This is a genomic window from Serratia symbiotica, from assembly GCF_000821185.2.
In the GTDB taxonomy this organism is placed as follows: domain Bacteria; phylum Pseudomonadota; class Gammaproteobacteria; order Enterobacterales; family Enterobacteriaceae; genus Serratia; species Serratia symbiotica.
In genome coordinates this window covers 2,372,838-2,396,143 of sequence record NZ_CP050855.1, presented here as the reverse complement: position 1 = coordinate 2,396,143, position 23,306 = coordinate 2,372,838, and the positions used below count along the sequence as shown (strand labels likewise).

Below are 23,306 nucleotides of genomic sequence, written 5' to 3'. Positions count from 1 at the left end.
GGCGTGTTTACATTAAGAACCTATCCCATTAGGCTATTTTATTTGCCATTTTGGCCCTGGGCAGTGCTCGCCCTCCTAACGGAGGAGTCTGAGTTGAGTAGACCTGCCGGTTACCCGGACAGGCCCCTCCTCAGAACCGGACGTGCGGAACTACCGCATCCGGCTCCCGACAGACCCGTGTCCCCACACATTTTCAGCGTGAATCGAACATTGATCGGGTTTTCCTGTCAATACCGATTGAAATCGTGGGTCTTCCGCAACTTGGGTGGAAGAAAAGCAATGAAACTTTTTAGTTAACAAGGATCTAAGCTGTTTTAAGTTATGGATAACGAGATGCCCTCACTTAAGATACTTTTGCCGCTACCTTGTGGATGGCAATCCAGCCGGCAAATTACTGGCTCTGATGGGATCACCCTCCATCTCCGTGCCACGCGTAAAACAGCGCAATGCCCTGAATGTCTCAAACGCAGCCGCTCTGTTCATAGTTGTCGACGATGACGGATACAGCATCTTCCATGCTCAGGTCAGACACTCTGGTTAATCTTTGCTGTCCGGCACTGGTACTGTCGTAACCCATCCTGTTCACGCAAAATCTTTGCTGAATCGTTGGTTCCCTTTGCGGCTCCACAGCAGCAGTCTTCGAAATTACTGCAAAATATGCAGCATCAACTGGGATTAATTGCCGGCGGGGAAGCAGGGAGACGAGCTGCGGTAGCATCCGGGATGCAGATTAGCGCAGATACCCTATTGCGCAGGGTTGTTCATGCTCCGGAGCAGGCAGAGAACCGGACCCGGCATGTCGGTATCGATGAGTGGGTATGGCACCGGGGCCACAGGTACGGCACGTTGATCGTTAACCTCGATACTCATCGTCCCCTGGTACTGCTGCCTGGTCGGGAGCAACGCACACTGGCGGCATGGTTCAAAAAATATCCGGAGATACTGGTCGTCTCACGCGATCGTGGCGGGAGCTATGCATTAGCTGCCCGCGACGGAGCACCGCAGGCAATACAGGTAGCCGAACGCTGGCACCTGCTGAAGAATATCGGTGATGCGCTGGAGCGAATGATGTACAGACACATGCCATTAATAAGGCTGGTTGCCACTGAGTTATCTCCTAAAAAACAAAACCCTGAAGCGTCTCTGCCTCCAGTCTCAACGCTACGTCGCCCTGAAAAAATTAAACAACAGCGGCGTGACAAGCGGTATCAGCGCTGGTCTGAGGTCGACGCTCTTCATAAAAAAGGTTGCGGGATCAGAGAAATATCACGTCTCACCGGGCTGTCCCGGATGACGGTTCGTCGGTAGATACAGTCGAAAGCCTTCCCTGAAATATCAACGAAACCACCAAAACCCGGGCTTCTGGATCCGTGGCAGGGATGGCTGGAAGAACAACGAATAAACGGTAACCATAATGCCCGGCAGCTATGGCGGGAGATGGTTGATGCTGGTTTTAGCGGGAGTGAAACGACAGTCAGGGATGCTGTGTCCAGGTGGCGTAAACAGATTAACGATCCGGTTGTCGCCCCAGGGCGGCTTCCCTCAGCATCCCGGGTCAGTCGCTGGTTAATGCCCTGGCGAATGATCAGAGGAGAAGAAAACTATGCGTCCCGCTTCATCGAGTCAATGTGCCAGAAAGAACCGCAACTGAAAATGGCGCAACAGCTGTCACTCGACTTCTACCGGATGCTGAAGATGAAGAATAAATCCCAGCTAAATCAGTGGTTCGTTGACGTCAGTCAGAGCGGTCTCGTTGACCTTCAACGCGTTGTAGCCGGGATGGAGGCTGATGCAACAGCAGTACACGAAGCGATAAGCAGCAGATGGAGTAATGGTGTAGTCGAAGGCGATGTAAACCGACTAAAGATGCTGAAACGCCAGATGTATGGTCGCGCCGGGTTCGAGCTACTGAGACGACGTGTGATGGTCCTCTGGCTTAAAAGGTTCCACCCAAGTTGCGGAAGACTCATTTTTACATCGGTACTAACAAAAAGACATCAAAACTGAAGCCGATCTCAATAATATACTCAACCAGTTCGTTAAAATGACCGTCGAGGCGGCGCTCGGCGCCGAGATGGAACATCACCTCGGCTATGCTAAAAGTGCTACTGAAGGCTGCGGCACCGGTAGCAGCCGCAACGGCTTCTCCCCCAAGACCCTCACCTCACCGTATGGTGAGCTGGCCATCGAGGCGCCCCGTGACCGCAACAGCGAGTTTGAGCCGGTTATCGTTCAGAAGGGGCAAACCCGGCTGACTGGCTTTGATGACCAGATTTTAGTTTTCTACGCGCAGGGGATGACCACGCGGGAAATCACCGACACCTTTAAAAAACTTTATGATGCCGACGTCTCCCCGACGCTGATATCGAAAGTCACCGATGCCATTATTGACCGGGAACCGCCTGGCGTAGCAGACCGTTGGATAATCTCTATCCCATTGCTTATCTGGACTGTATTGTCATTAAGGTGCATCAGGATAAGCGGGTTATCAATAAATCGGTGTACATCGCGCTGGGTGTCAATCTGGAAGGACAAAAGGAATGTCTAGGCCTGTGGATAGCCGATGCCGAAGGTGCCCGAACTTGGTTATCGATACTGAAGGTATTAAAAAATCGCGGGCTGAACGATATCCTGATTGCCTGTGTTGACGGCCTCAAGGGCTTCCCGGACGCGGTCAATACGGTGTATCCGCAAACGAAGATCCAACTGTGCATTGTCCACATGGTGCGTAACTCGTTGAAATACGTCAGTTGGAAAGACCAGAAGGCACTGTGTGCCGAGCTGAAGCTGATTTACCGCTCGGCAACGGAGGAAGTTGCCCTGCGTGAGCTGGATGATTTTGAGACTCGGTGGTCGGAAAAATACCCGAGCGTGGCCCCAATCTGGCGGCGAAACTGGGTTGATTTATCGTCATTTTTTGCTTATCCAGTAGAGATCCCAAAGTAATTTATAAGACGAATGCGATAGAGTCGCTAAACAGCGAGATCCGTAAATCGATAAAGAAACGTAAGATATTCCCGCACGATCAGTCAGCGCTGAAGGTGATTTGTCTTGCGATAGAGTTAGCGTCAGAGAAATGGACAATGCCGTTAGCTAACTGGCGACAAGCTTTAAACCATTTTATGATTGAGTACCCGGAGCGAATGGGTGGGTACTGACAAACGGGCGTTTACACAAAATCTGGTACAGGCCCGGAATATCCGATACGGGCGTTCTGTCCGACTATTCCAGAAGAGAAACCACGCGGCGTGAACATCAGGTTCTGATACGTCGCCAGTATGGCTATCATGCTTTTTCGTGGTCATGAACCTTCAGGTTGAGCCGGTTGCTATTCACCCGCAGCTGGCTCAGCAACGAAAAACCGGGCCTGCTGTTCGATCTGGTAATCAACTGGCTTCTGCAAAATAAAATACTGTTGCCGGGTGTCACCACGCTAACCCGTCTGATATCCGAAATACGTGAAAAATCAGCAGACAGGTTCTGGTCTCGTCTGTCCTGACTGGCATCGGACGAGCAGTTCTCATTATTTGAAGAATTGTTACAGATGCCTGATGGAACACGCACCTCACATTTTGACCATTTAAGAAAGGGTCAAGTTGCCATCAGCGGGCCAGTATTTAACCAGGCCATTGCGTGCTATCTGAAACTTAAATCATTTGGCATGCAGGATCTCGACTTCACCCCCATTTTTAACTGGAATTCTATAGGTTGGACAAATAAGATCTTACCTAATTTGTCCAACCCTTTATTATTTTAGCGATTAACTTAAAACTCCTGAGAAGTCGGTCGAAGCGTTATTTCATTGATCGACACATCATCAGGTTGTTCCACTGCATAGGCGATTGCTCTTGCAATAGAATCTGCCGAAATTTCATAATTTTCGTAAAAAGCCTTCATTGCAGAACTGGCTTCTGCATCACTACTACCATTGACCAACTCGGATGCCACAGCGCCTGGATAAAGTGTTGTAACTTTTACTCCTGAAGCACCCACTTCAGCTCGCAGCCCCTCGCTGATGGCCTTAACCGCAAATTTAGTTGCACTGTAAACTGTACCAACGCCTGCAAATACCCGTAACCCGGCAACAGATGACAAGTTGATAATGTGCCCACTTTTATTATTCAACATACCTGGAAGTACAGCGGCAATACCATACAGTACACCTTTAATGTTCACATCTATCATTAAATCCCATTCTTCTACTTTTCGCTTAGACATCGCAGCCATTGACATAACGCCAGCATTGTTAACGAGAACATCAACTCGCCCAAATTTTTCCTCAGCAGACCGAATAAGATTTTCCATGTCATCGCGCTTTGCAACATCCGTGATGACCGTTAATGCCTCACCCCCTGCCTTCTTAATATCCTTGGCCAGATTTTCCAGCCTGTCTGCTCTACGAGCCGCTAGAACGACTTTAGCTCCACGCTCTGACAGAAGACGAGCTGTAGCCTCGCCGAGACCACTGGATGCTCCTGTTATTACTACGACTTTTTCTGTAATTGAATTCATCATTTTTATCCTCTCATTATTGAAGCAGGCAAAAAGTGTCAACACCGGGTAAAAAGTGAGTTTTCCGCAACTTGGGTGGCGCCATTCACGCCAGCTGACTCATCACCCGCCGTCTGTGTAGTTCGAACCCGGCGCGACCATACATCTGTCGCTTCAGCATCTTCAGCCGATTTACATGGCCCTCTACAACCCCATTACTCTACCTGCTACTAATGGCTTCACATATTGCTGCTGTATCGGCACCCATCCTGTTGCAACACGCTGAAGTTCAACAGATCCGCTTTCGCTGACACTGGCAAATCTCCGTCTGAGCCAAAGGATTGACGGATAGATTGCCACCCGCAGGGCAGTCGCAAAAGCGTCTTAAGTGAGGGCATCGCGTTATCCATAACTTAAAACAACTTAGATCCTTGTTAGCTGGAAAGTTTCATCGATTTTTCTCCACCCAAGTTGCGGAAGACTCACTTTCCCCCCGTTAGTGACAAAAATCAGCTTTTATTTATGTTTACCAGAGTAGAAGTAGCCCATCTTCGAAAAAACCGCCAGTTGGGCCATCTTCTGGCAATAATGCCAGCTCCACCGCAGTTCTTGCCCCATTTGATACTGGTCTGCCACCAGCAGTACCAGGCACCAGATCTGTATCTGTGTAGTGGATCACATAATCAGGGCAGGGATAGCCTGTTCCCACCGTTCTTCATACCCACAAGATGATAGGCCACCCTTGTTTGTATGAGGGCGATATACAGCGTAATAACGGTTTATCCCGTTGCTGATATCACGTATCGCATGGTCAAAATTAGCATAGCCCCTTTTTGGTAGCCATTCGCTTTTGAGGCTGCGAAAGACTCTTTCCATTGGCGAATTATCCAGGCAGTTCCCTCTGCGACTCATACTTTGCATAACACCATACCGCCAGAGTAACTGTCTGTATTGGTCGCTTTTATACTGACTTCCCTGCTCCGAATGAAACAGTAGACGCCCACCACGCTGTCGCGTTTCCAGGGCATTACGCATTGCCCGACACACTCAATCAGCATCGGCGGTTAGTGAGAGAGCTGAACCGATAATTCGGTGCGCATATAAATCAACGACAAGTGCGAGATAACCCCATTTGTCATGCAGGCGAATAAAACTGATATCGCCGCACCAGACGCGATTTGGTGCGACTAGGTTAAACTGCCGACTCAATAAGTGCCTGAGTGACTTCCCTGGCATCGCGCTGGTATATAACAACTTGCCCGATAGCGTCGAGTTTGAACTTCAGGGAAAATGTGCGTTTGGTTCGACGAGTTTTGATCATTCATCACCTCGTATTCACTTTCACTGTTTAACATTAACAGGATTTAGACGTATCCTGAATGACTGATCCACTACAATCTTTTGATTTCATTATTTTATACTTTTTGATTTGTAAGGGTTTTGTTTCTTTCGTTTGATTCTTTTCACCGCTCCAAACTTAATTCTCCTAAGCGCCATCGAATTCAATTTTTCTTTATAAATAAGCAGTTATAGCATTTTATTAGTCAATCAATCTCAACAGTATTCCCTCAGAGGCGAGGTTAATGTGGGGGTAATGAGTCCTCTGGTGTAAATGGATCCACCAAGGTTGCGGAAGATCCACTTTTGTACCGTTGGTGACAATTATTCTGCGTAACTTACTACAAAAATTGGAATTCATGACATTTTTGTGGCGATCCCGTAGCAAGTGGGCATAAGGAGAAGTTGCTCGAACCATGCGCGGCAGGAAGGAGGGATGTGCTGCGTCTGCCAATAGGGAAATGTCAGTTTAGATAAAGATAAAAACGCTGTTTGCTGTGTCATGTAGAAAAGACGGGCGCAAATAAAAAGGCCCTTGCTATGTAAAGCAGGGGCGAAAAAATAACGATATTGATTTTCCTAATAGCTAAGCCTAATTGCTACTTAAAGGTGATTTTTTAATTATTGTCTTTATATTTTTCTCTATTGTATAATAGGAAAATAATGCCAAAAGGTAGACTAAGGAGAGTATCAATACAGCTTGGTAAGGTTTAATTCTGACCTGGCTGTTAATAATGCCAAAATGAAAATAGTGATCTAGAAATATCACTAAGAAAGGATGGGAAAGATAGATTGAATATGAGATGACACCCAAGTGCCTCACCACCTTTCCTCCTAATATTTTATAGAAAAGTGTGTTCTCAATCGTGATGTAACCAACAAGTAAGGGCCATGTTAGCGCAATTAATGCAGGCTGATTTTTACTTAGAATAAATAAAATCCATAAAAAAATAACGAAGTCAAAAACCATATGGTATTTGATCTTTTTTATCCGGGAAAATTTCCCATGTACTATTTTGAATGCAAAAATCCCTAAATAAAAATCTGAGAAAGCACGTAATATTGTGCCAAATCCATGGTAATAAGCGTAATCTAAACCACCGCGACGTTCTGGTTGTCCCCCCCAGAAGAATTCACTATCAGAATAAGCTAAGAGTATGATAGCACTTATCGAAGAAAGAAAGAGAATCAGTGATAACTTAAATTTATTGCATAGTGTATAGAGCGCAAATGGAAGTATTAAATACAGTATTATTTCAATGCTTAGAGACCATGAAACGACAAGTATGGGTTTCGTTAATCCCCAGTTTTGTATAAGTAGTAAATTACTTAACGTTTCAATAAAGGTGAATTTAACATCCATAATCATGTACAGTATCATCATCGCAATCAGCCAGAAAAAATACAAAGGCCAGACCCTTATAAACCTTGATGTTATGAAATTGAAATATTTTTTTATTGAAAAGTAAGATGAAAAATCTTGGAGGTGTGTGTAAGATAACACATATCCACTAAGAACAAAGAATATATCTACACCAAGATATCCGTTGTTAATAAAGTAACTTTCACTTGGGTTTATTATGTGGTAAATAACAACGTAGACTGCTGCTATTCCTCGAACTCCAGTTAAAGACTTTATTTCTTTCACAAAATACCTCCCACATTAAGTTCATTTATGTACATGTTTATTTCAATGGCATCGATATTACTAATGGATTTTATTATTCTCACAGGATGCTTACCACTTCATGTCTGATCGAAAATTATCAATTCATCGTTTAACACTAAAGAATGAATTTGACCCATCGATGGAGAAACACTAATATTAACGAGAGTATCGTGACGATGATGATCTGCGTAAAAAAATCTACGTCTTGCAAAAATAATAAAACAGCCCAATGCCCAAGGTAAATAGCCGTAGAAAATAGCGGCACCAATAATTTGTAATTGGAGTTAATAGTAATATCCATGTTTTTGAAATAAATAAATAATAGAGCGGCAGCTATTGGCGTCATCAGCATCACGTCTATACTTTTATAACCAACAAAAATATATTGTGCATAACTTTCACAGGCAACTAGCACCAATGCCAATATCAACATAATTCCATTTTTATGGTACTTTCCGTCATAATTGGTTTTTGATATCGCATAACCCAATGACATGATAGGAAAACAAAAGAAAAAGAAGTTTCTAGCAACAGGTGTAGAAGATAAGTATATTCCAACAGGGCCTTTAATAAAGTTACATAAACTCACTTCTTGTATTATCAACCCAAGAAAGTAAATTAAAAAAGCTACCAGGAGCAAGTTTCGTATTGTTACTTTCCGCATAAACCATAGGAGTGTTCCGCCGAGGAGTGTACCCAACAAGTACCAAAGATGCATATATCCAAAAATGAAATCAGTCCAATGCGCAGGGAATTTATTAAAATAATAACATAACAACATATAACATAATGACCAGAATACATAAAGTTTACCTACGCGGAGACACCACTTTACAAAGCCGCTGAAATTATTTATTTTTACAAAAAAATAACCGCTTACGACAAGAAAGAAGGGAACAGCAATACGAAATAAACCATTTTCTAATATAAATCTTATTGCTGGTGCTTCTATTTCATCAGCTGAATGGTGCACCATATAAAAAGCTGATTGATGAAGCAGCACCACACAGTAAGCCATTACTACCTTGATGATATCTAAGGAGATATTCCGTTGCTTATCCACTTTCCCTTCTTCTTCTTGGAATAACATAAAAAATTCTCCACAATAAAAAATAGAGTGCTAATTATTAGCTGTATTTGCAAAATCTAAGGTGGATGCCCCGTTTTTTTGCAATTAATTGATTTTAAATGTATTTTTTTTGATACCGCATGATTCCTTATATGGATATTAATAACTTACCATAAGGATAGCTTAAAAATTAAGTAACATAATATTAATAATTCTACACTTTCGTCACTCCCTGAATCGTCCCCCGTATCAACATCGGTAGGCTTCCTACAACGGTTGTGAGTCATCGTGGCTATTTATGTTGCTCAACGAAAATTGGGTATCTTTCGTTAAACTGCGTTTATATTCCTCTGGGCTGATATTTCCCTGCTGGGAATGGCGCTGCTAGCTCATGCTGCAACGGATGCGTACCCGTTATGGCAAATGCTGATCGTTTTGAACTTATTGGTCTATACAACCGATTTTCTTCGTGGATTTAACCATGATAAGACCTACGGTATTTAAGATATAAATAACCTAGAACGTATTTGTGGTTTTTGTTTATGTATTTAACATGTTGATAATTTTGTAAAATTGCTCTTTTATAGAGAGCATCGGATGGCTAAAGTTGACGTAAAATACCGGTTTTGTGGAAAGATTGAATCGGTTAAAAAGCATGGGCTGGGTAAGGCTAATCACCTGTGCTATCGCTGTCAGCTATGCTACCGAACCTTTAAATTGATTATGCTTACCGCGCCTGCCAGCCCAGAATGAAAGAAAAAATTGTTGACCTTGCGCTGAACAATGCCAGTATTCGGGATACCGAACGGGCGCTATATATCACATTGATGCCGTTGTGCGCACGTAAGAGAACCCGTACCAGGGCGTAACCACGCTTTCTCTGGGCAATTTGCCAATTCAGCTCATCTGCGAAGTTGATGAAATGTGGTTATTTGTAGGAAACAAAAGGAAACAGCGTTGGTTATGGTCTGCATGGGAACCATGCCTCAAACGCATTGTCGCCTATTCTTTTGGCCGCCGAAGTAAAAAGACATGTCGCAAATTACTAAAGCTGTTATCAGGCTTCAGAGTCGTCTTCTGGTGTACAAATAACTTCAGCGCATATGACAGCTGCCAGATGAAAAGCACATCACTGGCAAGCTTTACACACAGCGAATTGAACGCGAAAACCTGAGTCTTCGCAACAAGCTGAAATGTAAGACGCTCGGGTACTCGAAAGCCATAAAGATACGTGACTAGCTCATCGGTACGTCTATTTAGCGTGAAAATTATCTGTTATGACATCAATCAACACATTGAATGTATGACCACCTTCTGGCGCGTTCAGCGTTGGCAAAAAAAGCATCCTCTATTTCCCATGCTTCGGTCTAATTTACTGGCTGTCGGGCAATGTTTTTATTGAGCACAGTAATAAGATGAAAGCTATGCAGGCATTGCAAAAAGCTAAAGGAAAAATGTTGCGAGATAACATGTCTGTTTGGCTTTTTCCCAGAAGGAACGCGTAATTAGGGTAAAGGGTTAAAACCTATTCAAAATAGGGGTGTTTCACTTGGCACGTAGTGCAGGTTTACCGCTGGTTCCGGTGGTGGCTAGTCATTATTATCTTGACTTTCGGCTGAACCGTTTAAACAATGGTAAAGTTGTCATTAAGTTTATGCTGTGGGTAAGCAAAGAAACGATCACTTCTCAACCCGTCCGTGATGTTGTCGCTGCTGTTCATCAACGGATGGAGGCAAAATTGCTGCATTAGATAAAAAATAAACGCGGGATAGTTTTCTTCCTCAGATCAAAGCGCGGGTTGCCAGCGGGGAGTATAGGCTTCAGAAAGCGAAGTTATCCGTGAAAGGCTAGGCGTGTTGGTAGTTCGTGACCGGGCTGTAGAAGAGTGGCTGCATGAGCAGGTTATGCCTGCATATGAGACACCGAGGTTGCTCCAGAACGCAGTATAAGCAGTGTACAGCTTCGGGGAAAACTGGCAGAAGAACTCAGGAAAGTTGGTAAGGGATAAGGCATGTCAGGTAATCGTCGCATTGGAAGCAGAAGAATAACTGCTTGCGCCATATCGCTTTATCGCTGAGTCCGCCTGAGCTGCCACGGCACAGGAGTATATAGAAGGTATCATCAGTTACTGTGAACGTCTGGACACCTTCCCTTAAAGAGGTCATCGCCGGGATGATCTGATTACCGGAGCGAGAGTGACAAACTGGCGTCAACGCAGCGTTATTGCCATCGTAGTGGAAGAGGGGAACGTGAAAATACCAGGTATTTGGTATGCGTTCAGCAGTATGAAACAGCGTTCACGGGTGAATAGTGAGCTGTCGGAAAGCCAGTCAGAGTTAGCCGATTCCCTATGAGTAGGATTAGTCCGTTGATGGCAGAGCGCTTCTAGGGGGATCCGCCCAGGCTGATCTGTGTTGAAAAGCAAGTAGTCAGTGCTGACATGTGATGTTGTCGCTACCTTCATCGGGTGCGTGAGCAGGGGATTGGTTAACTTTGGTATTGCCTAAAGCCGCCGCCGATTGAGTGTTTTCGGCAGCAGCGATGGGGTCAACTGCGTTTAAATAGGTTAGCAGCTTGGAACAGCCCGAAGGAACTGATCAACATTTCAATGCCGACAATTGTCGTCACCAGGGTGACTGAAGCTATTGGCCCCGAACCGACCAGCATCCAGGCGATGATCAAATCTAGTACGCCAATCACAAACAGCAGCCAGTTACTGGGTAGCCCACGGCGGGTGTAACCCGCCACCAAGCGCGCAATGCCACCGAGCGTAAATAGTACGGCGAGGTAGACCGCCAGCACCAGAATACCGGCCATTGGGCTGGTGATGAATACGTAACCGATAATCAGGTAAGCCAGGCCCAATAGAATGCCGCCGATCATCGGCCAAGTGTTTTGCGCCCGGTTGGCGATCATGCCGATAATCAGTGCTATGCCACTCAGTATCAGCAGGATGCCGATGGCGATGCTCAGTGTTGCGCCGGAGGCAAAGGGGGTAACCAAACACAGGATGCCGCCCACCAGCAGCAAGAAAGCGATGATCAGCAGTAGGGTACGCTGCTTTTTGAGGATTTCTGCACTCAGTAAGGGTAAATTATTACGGTCTAGATTTAGCATGGCATTACTCCATTTCGTCTTTTGTCGTGTGGTAAATTGATGAATCATCACCTAGTTAGCATAGACTCTCTGAAGTTTTTTGATGGGCTCTGCTCAAATGTTACTCTTGTCCACCGACTGGCGCGGGTCAAACCCCTGAAAAGATAACTGAGGACAGAATTTGAGCACAGGAAGCAAACTTGCGTGGTGGCACCGTGCTGTGATGTGTTTGGCATTGGGCCTACTGCTGACCGGGTGTTCCGGTAAGAGCCGTTTCAGCCGCGATTACGACAAATTGCCGAAGGGCAGCTACAGCGGCAAATCCTATACCGTTAAACGGGGCGATACGCTGTATTACATCGCTTGGATCACTGACAACGAAGTCAGTGATCTGGCCAGAATCAACAAAATACCTGCGCCCTACAATCTGGATGTGGGGCAAAAGTTGCGCCTGAGTGGCGGTGTGACAAGCAAAACGGCAACAAATCGCCGCAAAAATAGCACTTCCGGTACGCTGCTGGCTAAATTGCCGTCGCCGGGTGCCTCTCGTTGCTGGCGTTGGCCAACCAATGGCAAAGTGGTGCAGAACTACTCCAGTGCAGATGGCGGTAACAAGGGCATTGATATTGCTGGAGTACGTGGTCAGCCTATTTACACCGCCGCCAAGGGTAAGGTGGTGTATGTCGGTAACCAACTGCGTGGCTATGGCAACCTGATCATGATTAAGCACGGCGAGGATTTTATCACCGCCTATGCCCATAACGACACCACAGTGGTACGCAATGGTCAGGATGTGAAGGCAGGGCAGAAGATTGGCACTATGGGTAGCAGTGGGACTCATTCGGTGTTCTTGCATTTCCAAATCCGCTATCGTGCTACCGCACTCGATCCGCAGAGTTATCTGCCACCACGCGGTTCCCCGCCATCCTGTTAAATGCCGTACAGCCATATTATGGTCAACAGCCATGAGCCACTGTGCGGCCATTGACAACTATGGCAGGATCAAGTTGAAGTTAAATGGCCTGAACCCAGTGAGTACAGCACTCAGGCCATGAGTGCTTAATTTCCGCTGTCTAACTTTTGTAGTCACTACATTATTGTGGCCACTTCATTTCGCCTTTCAATACTTTCGCGCTTATTTCCAGGCTTGGCTTATCCTTCAGTTTTGGATAGCGTTTTTCCATTGCTGTGGTCAATGCGGCGGCACCCTTCGTCCTCGGCAGCTCGGCCTCCAGCGTGGTGAGGTATTTTTGCGTGAAGTTAACTGATTTCAACGTCAGGGCTGCACCCGGCAGGAAGTGACCCGGTATAACGACACGGGGGTTCAATGTCTTGATGTCCCGTAGCTGGTGCCGCCAGTACTCGCGGGAAATCACCGTCTGGTTATCGGCAACCCATGGATGAATGTTGTCGCCCGCTACCGCCACACCGCCCACAACCGCTTTCAGTGCTGGGACCCACACGAAGGTGCGATCAGGCGTTGGGCCAAACAGACCTCTCACTTCCACTGTCTGGCTGTCAATGGTAAAGCTGTCGCCATGCAACGGTTCTGGTATCACCAGCAATTTTGGCGCGTTGTCTTTAAGGATTGGCCCCCAGTAGGCCAGTTTGCCGTCTTTAGTGGCGTTGATGTCTTTAATGGTACTCGGAGAAGCGATAATTTTCGCGTCCGGGAAAGCGGCTTTAATCACGTCCAAACCGAAGTAGAAATCCGGGTCGGAATGGCTGATGTAAACCGTAGTCAGTTTTTTTCCGGTGGCTTTGATCTTTTTCACCAGTTCTTCGGCATCATCGCGCTGGAACTGGGCGTCAATCAACGCCACCTCGTGTTTGCCGCTGATAATTTCGGAAGAAACTGGGAATATGCTTTTTTCGCCAGGGTTAAACACCTCCATACTTAGGGCATGGGCCTCTACATCGCAAGCGTTCAGGGCGGTAAAGCCGGTGAAGAGCAGGGTCAGCAATAGTTTCTTAAACATATCTAAAGTTCCTTATGAGTATCAGTTAATGCTTAATGATTTTAGAACGTTAGACTGCATACAGTGATAAAAAAACCGGATAATGAGCAATTATTCATTGCATGAATCGAACGAATCATGGATCACATTACCGCCGCTAAATTTTTTATCACCATCGTGGTCGGGGCAGCCTAATTGCTGTTGCAAAGACGCTGGAGATTCACCCACTAACTTGTATAGATGGAGCAATAGGTGCGCGTTTATTGCATCGCACTACTTCGTAATCTCAGCTCACAGATGCCGGGGAACACACGTTGGAACGTTGCCGCCAAATGCTGGTACTGGCGGAAGATATCGCATTGGTGGGGGGATGACCAGCGTGCTGCTGGCGGTAGCGGCCATCGTCCAGTGACCTTCAGCCGCTCCAAACGTCCGGTCAGCGGCTGATAAACGCCGTCAGACGGGCGGGCAACCTCTCTGCCTGTTGGTGTAAATGTTCAATAAATGCCGTGACCAGGGTTGATGAGGGGCGATGCCGTGGACGGATGAGGCTGACGGTAAAGGGTACATCGATGCTGAATGGTCGCAGGTGCACGCCGCTGCTGGCGTAGTCGAGCGCCGTCAACGGATTGATAATCGATAGTCCAACCCCAGCTTTTACCATCGCGCAGACTGATGCAGCGTTATGGGTTTCCATTATCAGGCGGCGATCGACCCCTTGCTCATTAAACAACGTATCGAGTAACTGACGGTAACTGTCGGCGCTTGACAGGCTGATATAGTTCTGGCCGGCAAAATCCTGTGGTGTCAGCATCTCTCTGGCCAACAGTGGATGCCCGGCAGGCAGTACGCACACCTCGTTCAATGTCATTAACGTCATCCGCTCGGTGCCAGCTGGGGTCAGCCTATTTTCCGTTAACCCCAAATCATAACGCTGAGCCGACAGCCACTCTTCCAGCAGTGGCGACTCTTGCGGAATAATGCTGAAGCTGACTTCTGGATAACGCTCAATAAAGGGTTTGCACACGGCTGGCAGCAGCGATTGGCAGAATACCGGTAGGCAGGTTATCGAGAGTTGTGCTTGTTGAAACTGCCGGATGCTGGCGGCGGCATTGACGATGCGATCGAGACCGTAATAGGAGCGCTGCACCTCTTCAAACAGCCGCAGCCCTTCCATTGTGGGAGACAATCGACCGCGCACCCGAGCGAATAGCTGTAGCTGCATCCGTTTTTCAAAGTGTGCCAGCTCGCGGCTGACGGTAGGCTGCGAGGTGTGCAGCAGCATTGCCGCCTCGGTCAGGTTGCCGGTGGTCATCACCGCTCGGAAAATTTCAATTTGGCGTAGGGTTATCGCGTGCATAGGGCCATTCGGTAATGGAGAAAGCCATATCATAAATGAATAGACTTCAGCTAAATAGATATTTTCCGGCTGGTAAAAAGTGCGGCATTATAGCCGCCTAGTCACCACCTACGCTTTGGGAACACCACCATGCCTTGCCCGTTAAATGACAACAGTACAGCCCTGAACGCCGCCAACCTGCTGGCTTTACCGCCGCGTTTTGGTTGCCCGGTCTGGGCCTATGATGCGGATATCATCCGCCAACGCATCGCTCAGTTGCGTCATTTTGACGTGATTCGCTTTGCTCAGAAAGCATGTTCGAACATCCATATTTTGCGCCTGATGCGTGAACAGGGCGTGAAGGTGGACTCGGTATCGCTAGGGGAAATTGAACGTGCGTTGCAGGCTGGTTTTCAACCGGGCGGTGCATCGTGTGAGATGGTGTTTACTGCCGATGTGCTGGATCAGGCTACGTTGGTGCGCGTCAGTGAGTTGAACATCCCGGTAAACGCTGGCTCCAGTGATATGCTGGATCAGCTTGGTCCGGTTTCCGCTGGGCATCCGGTGTGGTTGCGTATCAACCCAGGCTTTGGTCACGGACACAGCCAGAAAACCAATACCGGCGGTGAAAACAGTAAGCACGGCATTTGGTATGCCGATTTGCCGCAAGCGGTGGCAAAAATCCAACACTATGGCATGAAATTGATCGGCGTGCATATGCACATCGGTTCAGGCGTTGATTATCAGCATCTGGAGCGCGTCTGTGATGCGATGGTGCAACAAGTGATCGCACTCGGTCAGGATATCAGTGCCATTTCTGCTGGGGGAGGATTGTCGATTCCTTACCAGTATGGAAAAGAAGCGATTGATACTGAACACTATTTTGGCTTGTGGAACAGCGCCCGCGAGCGTATTGCTGCCCATCTGGGCCATCCGGTGCATCTGGAAATTGAGCCGGGGCGTTTTCTGATGGCTGAGGCCGGGGTGCTGGTGGCTGAGGTGCGCGCGGTGAAGGACATGGGTAGCCGACACTTTGTGCTGGTGGACGCCGGGTTTAACGATTTGATGCGCCCGGCGATGTATGGCAGTTATCACCATATCTCCCTGCTGCCAGCAGATGGCCGGGAGTTGGCACAGCAACCGCTGCGCGAAACGGTGATCGCTGGCCCGCTGTGCGAATCCGGGGATGTATTTACCCAGCAGGCAGGGGGCGGCGTGGAAACCCGCTCACTGCCGCCGGTGAAAGTGGGCGATTATCTGGTGTTTCATGACACCGGGGCATACGGCGCATCGATGTCCTCCAACTACAACAGCCGACCGCTGCTGCCGGAAGTGCTGTTCGAGAACGGGGTGCCGTGCCTGATCCGCCGCCGCCAGACCATCGAAGAATTGATCGCGCTGGAACAGGTTTGACCGCTGTAACGATAGAGGGAATGATCAGGCTTGGCAATGTGCTATACCGCTGGTTACACTTTGTGGCTTAACGTTGCGATTGCCTGCTGGAAGGTTTTCACCGTGACGCGATAAATTGTGCATCCCAAAGGTTATTTTTTGGTGAGTTTCAGCGCCTTGCATGTTGAACCCAAATTCATTACACCAGCCTACGTCGATGCGTAGGTTTTTTTTTGCCTCCTGGAATTGGGCATCGCCGATAATGCCCGCCATCGTTGCTGAATGTCGTGGTGGCGGCGGCATTGTGGCCGCGGCCGTGCGGTTGTCACGCTAAAGACCGTCTGGCATTGCATGCTGACTGGTGACGGAGTGGTGATTTTTTGTACTGAAAATCACGGTGCTTAACGTCCATGTGCTGTTAACGATCATTGGCACGCTGGGCAGTTTCTTCGTGGTGCCACTGAACGCGCTGTTACAGGAATGCCGCAAACGTTTGGTCGGTGCTGGTAATGCCATTGTGGTACAGAATTTGGGCAAAAACGCTGCCATGCTGCTGGGGCTGGAGCTGTACTCGCTGGTGGTGAAGTGGAACGTGCCGTTGGTGGGCGTTTGGGCGGTTTTGGCGTGGTGTATGCGCGGGCTATCACTGCGCTTTGGCTGTCGCAACGCCATGCGCAGTAATGAAATAAAGCACATCCCGTATCGTTAAGGTGCCGGAATGGTGAAACGGGTGTGAATTTCCTCAAGCGCTTGCAGCACGTCCTCACCCAACACGACATTGTAACTGTCGATGTTGGTTTTCAACTGTTCCAGTGTGGTGGCACCCAGCAGGGTGCTGGCGACGAATGGCTGCTGGCGTACAAATGCTAATGCCATCTGCGAAGGGTCTAGCCCGTGCTTTTTAGCCAGCGTCACATACTCACCAATCGCTAGCTGGGCTTGCTGCCCGGAATAGCGGTTGAAACGGCTAAACAGCGTATTGCGCGCACCAACTGGTTGGGCACCGTTGAGGTATTTGCCACTCAGAGTACCGAACGCCAGGCTGGAATAGGCCAGCAGTTCGACCCCCTCATGTTGGCTGATCTCTGACAGACCGATTTCAACGCTGCGGTTTAATAGGCTGTAAGGGTTCTGAATCGAGATGATGCGCGGCAATTCGTGCTTCTCTGCCAGTTGCAGATAACGCATCACCCCCCACGGCGTCTCGTTGGAAACCCCAATATAACGGATTTTACCCGCGCGTACCTGCTCAGTCAGTGCTTCCAAGGTTTCCAACAGTGTGACCGCTGCTTTCTTATTGCTGTACTGATAATTGAGTTTGCCAAAGCAGTTAGTAGAGCGCTGTGGCCAGTGAAGCTGGTACAAGTCGAGATAATCGGTGTTCAACCGCTGCAAGCTGGCGTCCAGTGCGGCGCGGATATTTTTGTGATCCAGCGCTTGCTGCGGACGGATGCTGCTGTCGTTGCCGCGCACTGGCCCGGAGACTTTACTGGCCAGCACAATTTTCTCGCGGTTACCGCGTGCCTTGATCCAACGGCCAATATAGTGCTCAGTCAGCCCCTGGGTTTCTGGACGGGGTGGCACCGGGTACATCTCGGCGGTATCTATCAGGTTGATGCCTGCGGCTAGTGCATAGTCCAACTGTGCATGGGCATCGGCTTGCGTGTTTTGTTCGCCAAAAGTCATGGTGCCTAGTCCCAGCACACTCACTTCCAACGAACTATGGGGAATACGGTGGTATTGCATTAACAGTCTTCCTTTTCTGGTTAGCGCTTATGGTTTATTCAGTAAGGTGAAACAGGAGCCAGGTATCAGGTGACGACGAAAGATCCACTATAATCAAGGCCGAGATAGTGGGAAAAGCGGATCCAGTGCGGCGTGGCTCCTATAAGGGGATCTCATTTAGAAACGCCGCCCTTTTTACTGCGCATTAAGTTGAGTGTCTCGACCGCCATCGAGAAGAACATGGCGAAGTAAATATAACCTTTTGGCACATGCACCTGGAAGCTTTCCAGCATTAGGGTAAACCCCACCAGGATCAAAAACGCCAGCGCCAACACTTTCACCGATGGATGGTGGTTAACAAACTCGCCGATTGGCCGGGCGGCATACATCATCACGCCAACGGCGGACACCACCGCTGCCATCATGATAAACAAGTGATCGGATAGCCCCACTGCGGTGATCACCGAGTCCAGGCTAAAAATGATGTCCAATAGCATGATTTGCATGATCGCGCCGAAGAAGCTGTGCACCTGAGTATGCTGCTCTTCTCGCGGACCCTCGATAGTTTCGTGGATCTCTTTGCTGGCTTTCCAAATCAGGAACAGCCCGCCCAACAGCAGGATCAGATCGCGGGCGGAAACGCTATGAGCCATGATGCTGAACAGCGGATGCGTCAGGCGGATCACCCAAGTGATGGAACCAAGCAACGCCAAACGCATCAGCATGGCAGCGGCTAGGCCCAGACGGCGTGCTTTGTTCTGCTGGGTTTTCGGCAGCTTGGCCACCACCAGGGAAAGGAAAATAATGTTATCAATACCCAATATGATCTCAAGAATGGTCAACGTACCTAAGGCTAACCAAGCATTGGGATCTACAATCCATTCGAACATCGCCCTACATACCTTAATAAATACAAGAGAGTAATTGTACGCGTTTATTCTAGTACCGACAGGGCTTGCTAAACGCGTGCTAAACAAAGAAATTTAAATTAAGAAATATCTTGCTAACAGGGCACCGGTGAAATTCTTTTTGAGATAGAAGCCGCGTGGCAACGTCAAAATTGGCTGCCCCTGTTCACCGATGGCCTCAGTTAACGCCTTGCCGTTGGCCGCCTTGGGGCGTAGCTGAAGTACTGCGCCGTGACGGGCGGTGATGCGTTCCACATGACCCAGAACGATCAGATCCATCAGTTCTTCCCAATCGCGGCGCAGCATCTCTTCCTCTGCGGCGTTTGGACTCCACAGCAGCGGCGAGCCGATGCGCCGATGTGTCAGCGGGATTTGCCGCTCGCCTTCCACCGGTATCCACAGCACCCTAGCCATCTTATGGCGAACATGGCTACTGGCCCAGGTGACACCGCTATTGCCAGTGAGTGGTGCCACGCAGACGAAGGTGGTTTCTAACGGTTTGCCAGCGGCGTCGATCGGAATGGTTTTCAGCTCGATGCCCAATTCAGGAAAATCTTGTTCAGGCTTGCTGCCAGCCATGGCACCGAGGAACCGCTCCAGCAGTATACCAACCCAGCCTTTATCGCGCTTTAGGTCTTTAGGGATAGGCAGTTGTGCGTGTGTCGCCAGTTCACCCAGGCTGAACCCGGCCAATGCCTGGGCGCGCTCGAACAGTTGTTGTTCATTTTCCGGTGGAAGGAGTAATGGAGATAAAAACGCCATAAATCAAGCCTGTTGGGTTTGTTTGAAAAACATACTTTATCTACCTGCCGCCAGTAGCGGTTAGTTCGGTTTGGGGAAAATAGCGATAGTAGCATGATCTTACATGACTTTTTACCTTACCCTGAGTAATAAAGTCATTCCGCGCGCTGCTTGTGCAGTTGAAGCCACCGACAATAAACAGGATCTTACCCCTCTTTATCCACAGATTTACGGGATAACTCAAACTTTTGTCGATCACTGGTTCGATTTACAGCCTTGACGCCGGCAATCTTTTACGAATTTGTTCGATTTGTGGGTCACTTCCCCGGATAATCTGTGGATAAAAATAACGCTGGTGGATCTTTCGCCAAAGCAGGTTCTTAACCCTGTAAAGATCACATTCCTGACCTATTCATTGCCGCCGTGATCGCATTATCTTTTTGTATTATAAATATTAATATTAAACTCATTTTGGTAGTGCTTTTATGCCTGTAAGAGTTTTACCGACTTTTCCCTTGAGTTTTTCACATACCTATCCACAGAAAAAGTGAATAAATTGGCCGAAAACGCGCAGGCGTGTTTATAACTTCGCCATTATCTGTGAATTACATCCCTGTTATTCGGTATAGTGTGCTGCAAAGCAGTGGTTTACCACCCGTAGCTTGTGTGAAACAATCAGGGCATCTATTGAGTATGCGAATTTAAGCTTATCGAGGTAGTCCGGTGATCGATGATGATGGCTACCGCCCGAATGTTGGTATCGTAATCTGTAATCGTCAGGGGCAGGTTCTATGGGCCCGCCGTTACGGTCAGCACTCCTGGCAGTTTCCCCAAGGTGGGATTAACCGTGGGGAAACGGCGGAACAGGCGATGTACCGTGAACTGTTCGAAGAAGTGGGTCTGAGCAAAAAGGATGTACGTATCCTGGCTTCAACCCGCAACTGGTTGCGCTATAAATTGCCAAAACGTTTGGTGCGTTGGGACACAAAGCCGGTATGTATCGGCCAAAAACAGAAATGGTTTTTGTTGCAGTTGATGTGCAACGACGCTGATATCAATATGCAACGTAGCAGCACGCCGGAGTTCGATGGTTGGCGCTGGGTGAGCTTTTGGTATCCGGTGCGCCAGGTGGTGTCGTTCAAACGGGATGTTTACCGCTGGGTGATGAAAGAATTCGCCGCGACTGTGATGCCAGTACCGGCAACACAACGGCAGATTCCCGCTTACCGCCGAAAGAGAGGTTAAGTTAAGCCGATTATGCTCACGCGCTTGCGAGAAATTGTTGAGAAGGTGGCCACAGCTGCCAACCTGACGGTTGCGCTGGATATCTTAGTCAATGAAACCTGCCTGGCGATGGATACGGAAGTCTGCTCTATTTATCTGGCAGACAATAATCGCCGCTGCTATTACCTGATGGCGACACGTGGCTTACAAAAACCGCGTGGGCGCTCCATCTCATTGGCTTTTAATGAAGGCGTAGTAGGTTTGGTCGGGAGCCGGGCAGAGCCAATCAACTTGGCTGATGTGCAGAATCACCCTAGTTTTAAATACGTTCCCCAAGTGAAGGAGGAGCGTTTCCGATCTTTCCTTGGCGTACCGATCATCCATCGTCGCCAACTGTTGGGCGTGCTTGTGGTGCAGCAGCGTGAGCTACGCCAGTTCGATGAAAGCGAAGAATCTTTCATGGTGACCCTGGCCACACAGATGGCTGGGGTCTTATCACACTCGCAGCTCAACGCCATTTTCGGTCAATATCGGCAGACGCGCATCTGCGCGCTGGCAGCATCGCCTGGTGTGGCGGTGGCGGTAGGGTGGCAAGACAGCGGCCAACCTTCGCTCGAACAGGTATACCGTGCCTCGACGTTGGACACCGTCAGCGAGCGTGAACGCCTAAATCAGGCACTGGAAGAAGCAGGCACGGAGTTTCGCCGATTCAGCAAACGCTTTGCCGCCAGCTCGCAAAAAGAGAGTGCGGCGATCTTTGACCTATACTCCCACCTGTTAAACGATGCACGCCTCAAGCGTGAACTGTTTGCCGAAATTGACCGTGGTTCGGTCGCTGAGTGGGCGGTAAAGCTGGTGATAGAGACGTTTGCCGAACAGTTAGCCAGCCTACAAGATACCTATATGCGCGAGCGCGCCAGCGATCTGCGCGCACTGGGTCAACGTTTGCTGTTCCACCTCGATGATATCACCCCAGCGGCCACCCAATGGCCCGCGCGTTTTGTACTGGTAGCGGATGAACTGACCGCAACCATGCTGGCTGAAGTACCGCAGGATCGTTTGGTGGGTGTCGTGGTACGCGATGGCGCAGCCAACTCCCATGCGGCGATTTTGGTGCGGGCGATGGGGGTGCCAACTGTGATGGGTGCCGATATCCAACCAGCGTTGCTCAGCCAACGGTTGCTGATTGTCGATGGCTATCGCGGCGAACTGCTGGTCGATCCCGAACCGTTGCTGGTACAAGAATATCTAAGACTGATCAGCGAAGAGTTGGAACTGAGCAAACTGGCGGAAGACGACGTCGAGCAGCCAGCTCAACTGAGAAGCGGCGAACGTATCCTAGTAATGTTGAACGCCGGTCTCAGCCCGGAACATGAACAACTGCTGGGTGGGCGGGTAGATGGTGTTGGCCTGTACCGCACTGAAATCCCCTTCATGCTGCAAAGCGGTTTCCCCTCGGAAGAAGAACAACTGGGGCAATATCAGGGTATGTTGCAACTCTACCCGACCAAGTCGGTTACCCTGCGCACGCTGGATATCGGTGCTGACAAACAGTTGCCGTACATGCCGATCAGCGAAGAGAATCCTTGCCTGGGCTGGCGTGGCACACGTATTACTCTAGACCAACCGGAAATTTTTTTGATTCAGGTGCGAGCCATGCTGCGCGCGAATGTCAGCACTGGTAACCTCAGCATTTTACTGCCAATGATCACCAGTATTGAGGAGATCGACGAAGCCAAACGCCTGATCGATCGTGCCGTGTGTGAAGTAGAAGAAGTATTGGGCTATGAGATCCCGAAACCGAAGATTGGCGTGATGCTAGAAGTGCCGTCGATGATTTTCCTGATCCCTTCTTTGGGCACGCGTCTAGACTTTATCTCGATCGGCACCAATGATTTGACCCAATATCTACTGGCGGTTGACCGCAACAATACGCGGGTGGCGTCGTTATATGACAGCCTGCACCCCGCCATGCTGCATGTGCTGAAACTGATCGCCGAACAGGGCAAGGTAGCCGGGTTACAGGTTTGCCTGTGCGGCGAACTGGCAGGCGATCCCATGGGTGCGCTGCTGCTGGTAGGCATGGGTTACCGCAATCTCAGCATGAATGGCCGTAGCGTGGCACGCATCAAATACCTGCTGCGGCACATTGCGTTATCGGATGCCGAAGCGCTGGCGCAGCGGGTATTGAGCGCCGAAATGACGAGCGAAGTGCGCCACTTGGCGGCGGCATTTATGGAGCGTAGCGGCATGGGGGGGTTGATCCGTGGTGGCAGATAAGCCCAGTAGCGGACTGGTTTTTTACAGATTTTCCCCCATCCGCCGCCTTAAACACCGTTAAGCCTATGTTATGATA

At 48.8% G+C, this 23,306-nt stretch carries 18 protein-coding genes and 6 pseudogenes; 14 read left to right on the top strand and 10 right to left on the bottom strand.

Going from position 1 to position 23,306, the window contains the following annotated elements; translation table 11 throughout:
- Positions 1-321: 321 nt before the first annotated feature.
- The 3 genes and pseudogenes from SYMBAF_RS12005 to SYMBAF_RS18485 form a co-directional block, all read left to right on the top strand.
- A pseudogene (locus SYMBAF_RS12005) lies at positions 322-1,926 on the top strand (ISL3 family transposase); the annotation flags it as partial.
- A 70-nt stretch (positions 1,927-1,996) separates the two neighbouring features.
- A pseudogene (locus SYMBAF_RS12000) lies at positions 1,997-3,158 on the top strand (IS256 family transposase).
- A gap of 167 nt (positions 3,159-3,325) precedes the next feature.
- Positions 3,326-3,499 carry a DUF4158 domain-containing protein gene (locus tag SYMBAF_RS18485; RefSeq protein WP_404829922.1) on the top strand — a complete coding sequence of 58 codons (174 nt, stop codon included), beginning with the start codon at positions 3,326-3,328 and terminating at the stop codon, positions 3,497-3,499.
- A gap of 266 nt (positions 3,500-3,765) precedes the next feature.
- Here the strand turns inward: SYMBAF_RS18485 and SYMBAF_RS11990 are convergent, their stop codons facing one another.
- From SYMBAF_RS11990 to SYMBAF_RS11970, 4 genes and pseudogenes are all read right to left on the bottom strand, one after another.
- Positions 3,766-4,512 carry an SDR family oxidoreductase gene (locus SYMBAF_RS11990; protein WP_318839317.1) on the bottom strand — a complete coding sequence of 249 codons (747 nt, stop codon included), beginning with the start codon at positions 4,510-4,512 and terminating at the stop codon, positions 3,766-3,768.
- A gap of 654 nt (positions 4,513-5,166) precedes the next feature.
- A pseudogene (locus tag SYMBAF_RS11980) lies at positions 5,167-5,712 on the bottom strand (IS3 family transposase); the annotation flags it as partial.
- A gap of 709 nt (positions 5,713-6,421) precedes the next feature.
- On the bottom strand, positions 6,422-7,477 hold the full coding sequence (locus SYMBAF_RS11975; protein ID WP_082027032.1) for an acyltransferase family protein: 1,056 nt from the start codon (positions 7,475-7,477) through the stop codon (positions 6,422-6,424).
- Positions 7,478-7,613: 136 nt separating this feature from the next.
- Positions 7,614-8,588 (bottom strand): acyltransferase family protein, encoded by a 975-nt coding sequence (locus tag SYMBAF_RS11970; RefSeq protein WP_040266810.1) that lies wholly within the window; start codon positions 8,586-8,588, stop codon positions 7,614-7,616.
- Between the two features lie 728 nt (positions 8,589-9,316).
- Between SYMBAF_RS11970 and SYMBAF_RS18720 the strand changes: the two genes are divergently transcribed.
- From SYMBAF_RS18720 to SYMBAF_RS17810, 5 genes and pseudogenes are all read left to right on the top strand, one after another.
- Entirely contained in the window at positions 9,317-9,436 is a 120-nt protein-coding gene (locus SYMBAF_RS18720; protein WP_410176132.1) for a hypothetical protein, read from the top strand.
- A gap of 53 nt (positions 9,437-9,489) precedes the next feature.
- Positions 9,490-9,806 (top strand): annotated as a pseudogene (locus SYMBAF_RS18715) (IS1 family transposase).
- A gap of 95 nt (positions 9,807-9,901) precedes the next feature.
- Positions 9,902-10,072 (top strand): annotated as a pseudogene (locus SYMBAF_RS18480) (1-acyl-sn-glycerol-3-phosphate acyltransferase); the annotation flags it as partial.
- A gap of 44 nt (positions 10,073-10,116) precedes the next feature.
- A complete protein-coding gene (locus SYMBAF_RS11955) occupies positions 10,117-10,317 on the top strand; it encodes a lysophospholipid acyltransferase family protein (protein ID WP_052447853.1) in 201 nt (66 codons plus the stop codon).
- Between the two features lie 445 nt (positions 10,318-10,762).
- Positions 10,763-10,921, top strand: a complete 159-nt coding sequence (locus SYMBAF_RS17810; RefSeq protein WP_226020204.1) for a hypothetical protein — start codon at positions 10,763-10,765, stop codon at positions 10,919-10,921.
- Between the two features lie 193 nt (positions 10,922-11,114).
- On the opposite strand, the gene SYMBAF_RS11945 is transcribed toward SYMBAF_RS17810, so the two are convergent.
- A complete protein-coding gene (locus SYMBAF_RS11945; protein WP_040266808.1) occupies positions 11,115-11,684 on the bottom strand; it encodes an HdeD family acid-resistance protein in 570 nt (189 codons plus the stop codon).
- Positions 11,685-11,886: 202 nt separating this feature from the next.
- Between SYMBAF_RS11945 and actS the strand changes: the two genes are divergently transcribed.
- Complete coding sequence (gene actS, locus SYMBAF_RS11940) at positions 11,887-12,597, top strand: amidase activator ActS (RefSeq protein WP_162835912.1); 711 nt, start codon at positions 11,887-11,889, stop codon at positions 12,595-12,597.
- Positions 12,598-12,757: 160 nt separating this feature from the next.
- Here the strand turns inward: actS and SYMBAF_RS11935 are convergent, their stop codons facing one another.
- Complete coding sequence (locus SYMBAF_RS11935; protein WP_040266804.1) at positions 12,758-13,642, bottom strand: MBL fold metallo-hydrolase; 885 nt, start codon at positions 13,640-13,642, stop codon at positions 12,758-12,760.
- A gap of 231 nt (positions 13,643-13,873) precedes the next feature.
- On the opposite strand from SYMBAF_RS11935, the gene SYMBAF_RS11930 reads away from it, so the two are divergent.
- Positions 13,874-14,068: a hypothetical protein gene (locus SYMBAF_RS11930; protein ID WP_152609183.1), complete on the top strand. Its 195-nt coding sequence runs from the start codon at positions 13,874-13,876 to the stop codon at positions 14,066-14,068.
- Here the strand turns inward: SYMBAF_RS11930 and SYMBAF_RS11925 are convergent.
- Entirely contained in the window at positions 14,058-14,981 is a 924-nt protein-coding gene (locus SYMBAF_RS11925) for a LysR family transcriptional regulator (protein ID WP_040266802.1), read from the bottom strand. The genes SYMBAF_RS11930 and SYMBAF_RS11925 overlap by 11 nt on opposite strands.
- A gap of 129 nt (positions 14,982-15,110) precedes the next feature.
- On the opposite strand from SYMBAF_RS11925, the gene lysA reads away from it, so the two are divergent.
- Together lysA and SYMBAF_RS11915 are read left to right on the top strand one after the other, a co-directional pair.
- Positions 15,111-16,373, top strand: coding sequence for a diaminopimelate decarboxylase (gene lysA / locus SYMBAF_RS11920; RefSeq protein WP_040266800.1), 1,263 nt, complete (start codon positions 15,111-15,113; stop codon positions 16,371-16,373).
- Positions 16,374-16,577: 204 nt separating this feature from the next.
- Positions 16,578-17,033, top strand: a pseudogene (locus SYMBAF_RS11915) (MFS transporter); the annotation flags it as partial.
- A gap of 24 nt (positions 17,034-17,057) precedes the next feature.
- Here the strand turns inward: SYMBAF_RS11915 and SYMBAF_RS11910 are convergent.
- The 3 genes from SYMBAF_RS11910 to mutH all read right to left on the bottom strand — a co-directional run bounded on the left by SYMBAF_RS11910 (position 17,058) and on the right by mutH (position 19,747).
- Positions 17,058-18,098 carry an NADP(H)-dependent aldo-keto reductase gene (locus tag SYMBAF_RS11910; protein WP_040266795.1) on the bottom strand — a complete coding sequence of 347 codons (1,041 nt, stop codon included), beginning with the start codon at positions 18,096-18,098 and terminating at the stop codon, positions 17,058-17,060.
- 152 nt (positions 18,099-18,250) lie between these two features.
- The gene (locus tag SYMBAF_RS11905) at positions 18,251-18,967 is read right to left on the bottom strand and encodes a TerC family protein (protein ID WP_040266793.1); all 717 of its coding nucleotides are present in this window, start codon (positions 18,965-18,967) and stop codon (positions 18,251-18,253) included.
- 93 nt (positions 18,968-19,060) lie between these two features.
- Entirely contained in the window at positions 19,061-19,747 is a 687-nt protein-coding gene (gene mutH, locus SYMBAF_RS11900; RefSeq protein WP_040266791.1) for a DNA mismatch repair endonuclease MutH, read from the bottom strand.
- A gap of 702 nt (positions 19,748-20,449) precedes the next feature.
- Here mutH and rppH point away from each other — a divergent pair.
- A complete protein-coding gene (rppH, locus tag SYMBAF_RS11895; RefSeq protein WP_040266789.1) occupies positions 20,450-20,971 on the top strand; it encodes an RNA pyrophosphohydrolase in 522 nt (173 codons plus the stop codon).
- Between the two features lie 12 nt (positions 20,972-20,983).
- Entirely contained in the window at positions 20,984-23,230 is a 2,247-nt protein-coding gene (ptsP, locus tag SYMBAF_RS11890) for a phosphoenolpyruvate--protein phosphotransferase (protein ID WP_040266787.1), read from the top strand.
- Positions 23,231-23,306: the final 76 nt, after the last annotated feature.

Coding starts and splice junctions, on each gene's coding strand:
- SYMBAF_RS11990 (WP_318839317.1), bottom strand. CDS start 4,512: ATGAATTCAATTACAGAAAAAGTCGTAGTAATAACAGGAGCATCCAGT.
- SYMBAF_RS11970 (WP_040266810.1), bottom strand. CDS start 8,588: ATGTTATTCCAAGAAGAAGAAGGGAAAGTGGATAAGCAACGGAATATC.
- SYMBAF_RS18720 (WP_410176132.1), top strand. CDS start 9,317: ATGAAAGAAAAAATTGTTGACCTTGCGCTGAACAATGCCAGTATTCGG.
- SYMBAF_RS11945 (WP_040266808.1), bottom strand. CDS start 11,684: ATGCTAAATCTAGACCGTAATAATTTACCCTTACTGAGTGCAGAAATC.
- actS (WP_162835912.1), top strand. CDS start 11,887: ATGTGTTTGGCATTGGGCCTACTGCTGACCGGGTGTTCCGGTAAGAGC.
- SYMBAF_RS11935 (WP_040266804.1), bottom strand. CDS start 13,642: ATGTTTAAGAAACTATTGCTGACCCTGCTCTTCACCGGCTTTACCGCC.
- SYMBAF_RS11925 (WP_040266802.1), bottom strand. CDS start 14,981: ATGCACGCGATAACCCTACGCCAAATTGAAATTTTCCGAGCGGTGATG.
- lysA (WP_040266800.1), top strand. CDS start 15,111: ATGCCTTGCCCGTTAAATGACAACAGTACAGCCCTGAACGCCGCCAAC.
- SYMBAF_RS11910 (WP_040266795.1), bottom strand. CDS start 18,098: ATGCAATACCACCGTATTCCCCATAGTTCGTTGGAAGTGAGTGTGCTG.
- SYMBAF_RS11905 (WP_040266793.1), bottom strand. CDS start 18,967: ATGTTCGAATGGATTGTAGATCCCAATGCTTGGTTAGCCTTAGGTACG.
- mutH (WP_040266791.1), bottom strand. CDS start 19,747: ATGGCGTTTTTATCTCCATTACTCCTTCCACCGGAAAATGAACAACAA.
- ptsP (WP_040266787.1), top strand. CDS start 20,984: ATGCTCACGCGCTTGCGAGAAATTGTTGAGAAGGTGGCCACAGCTGCC.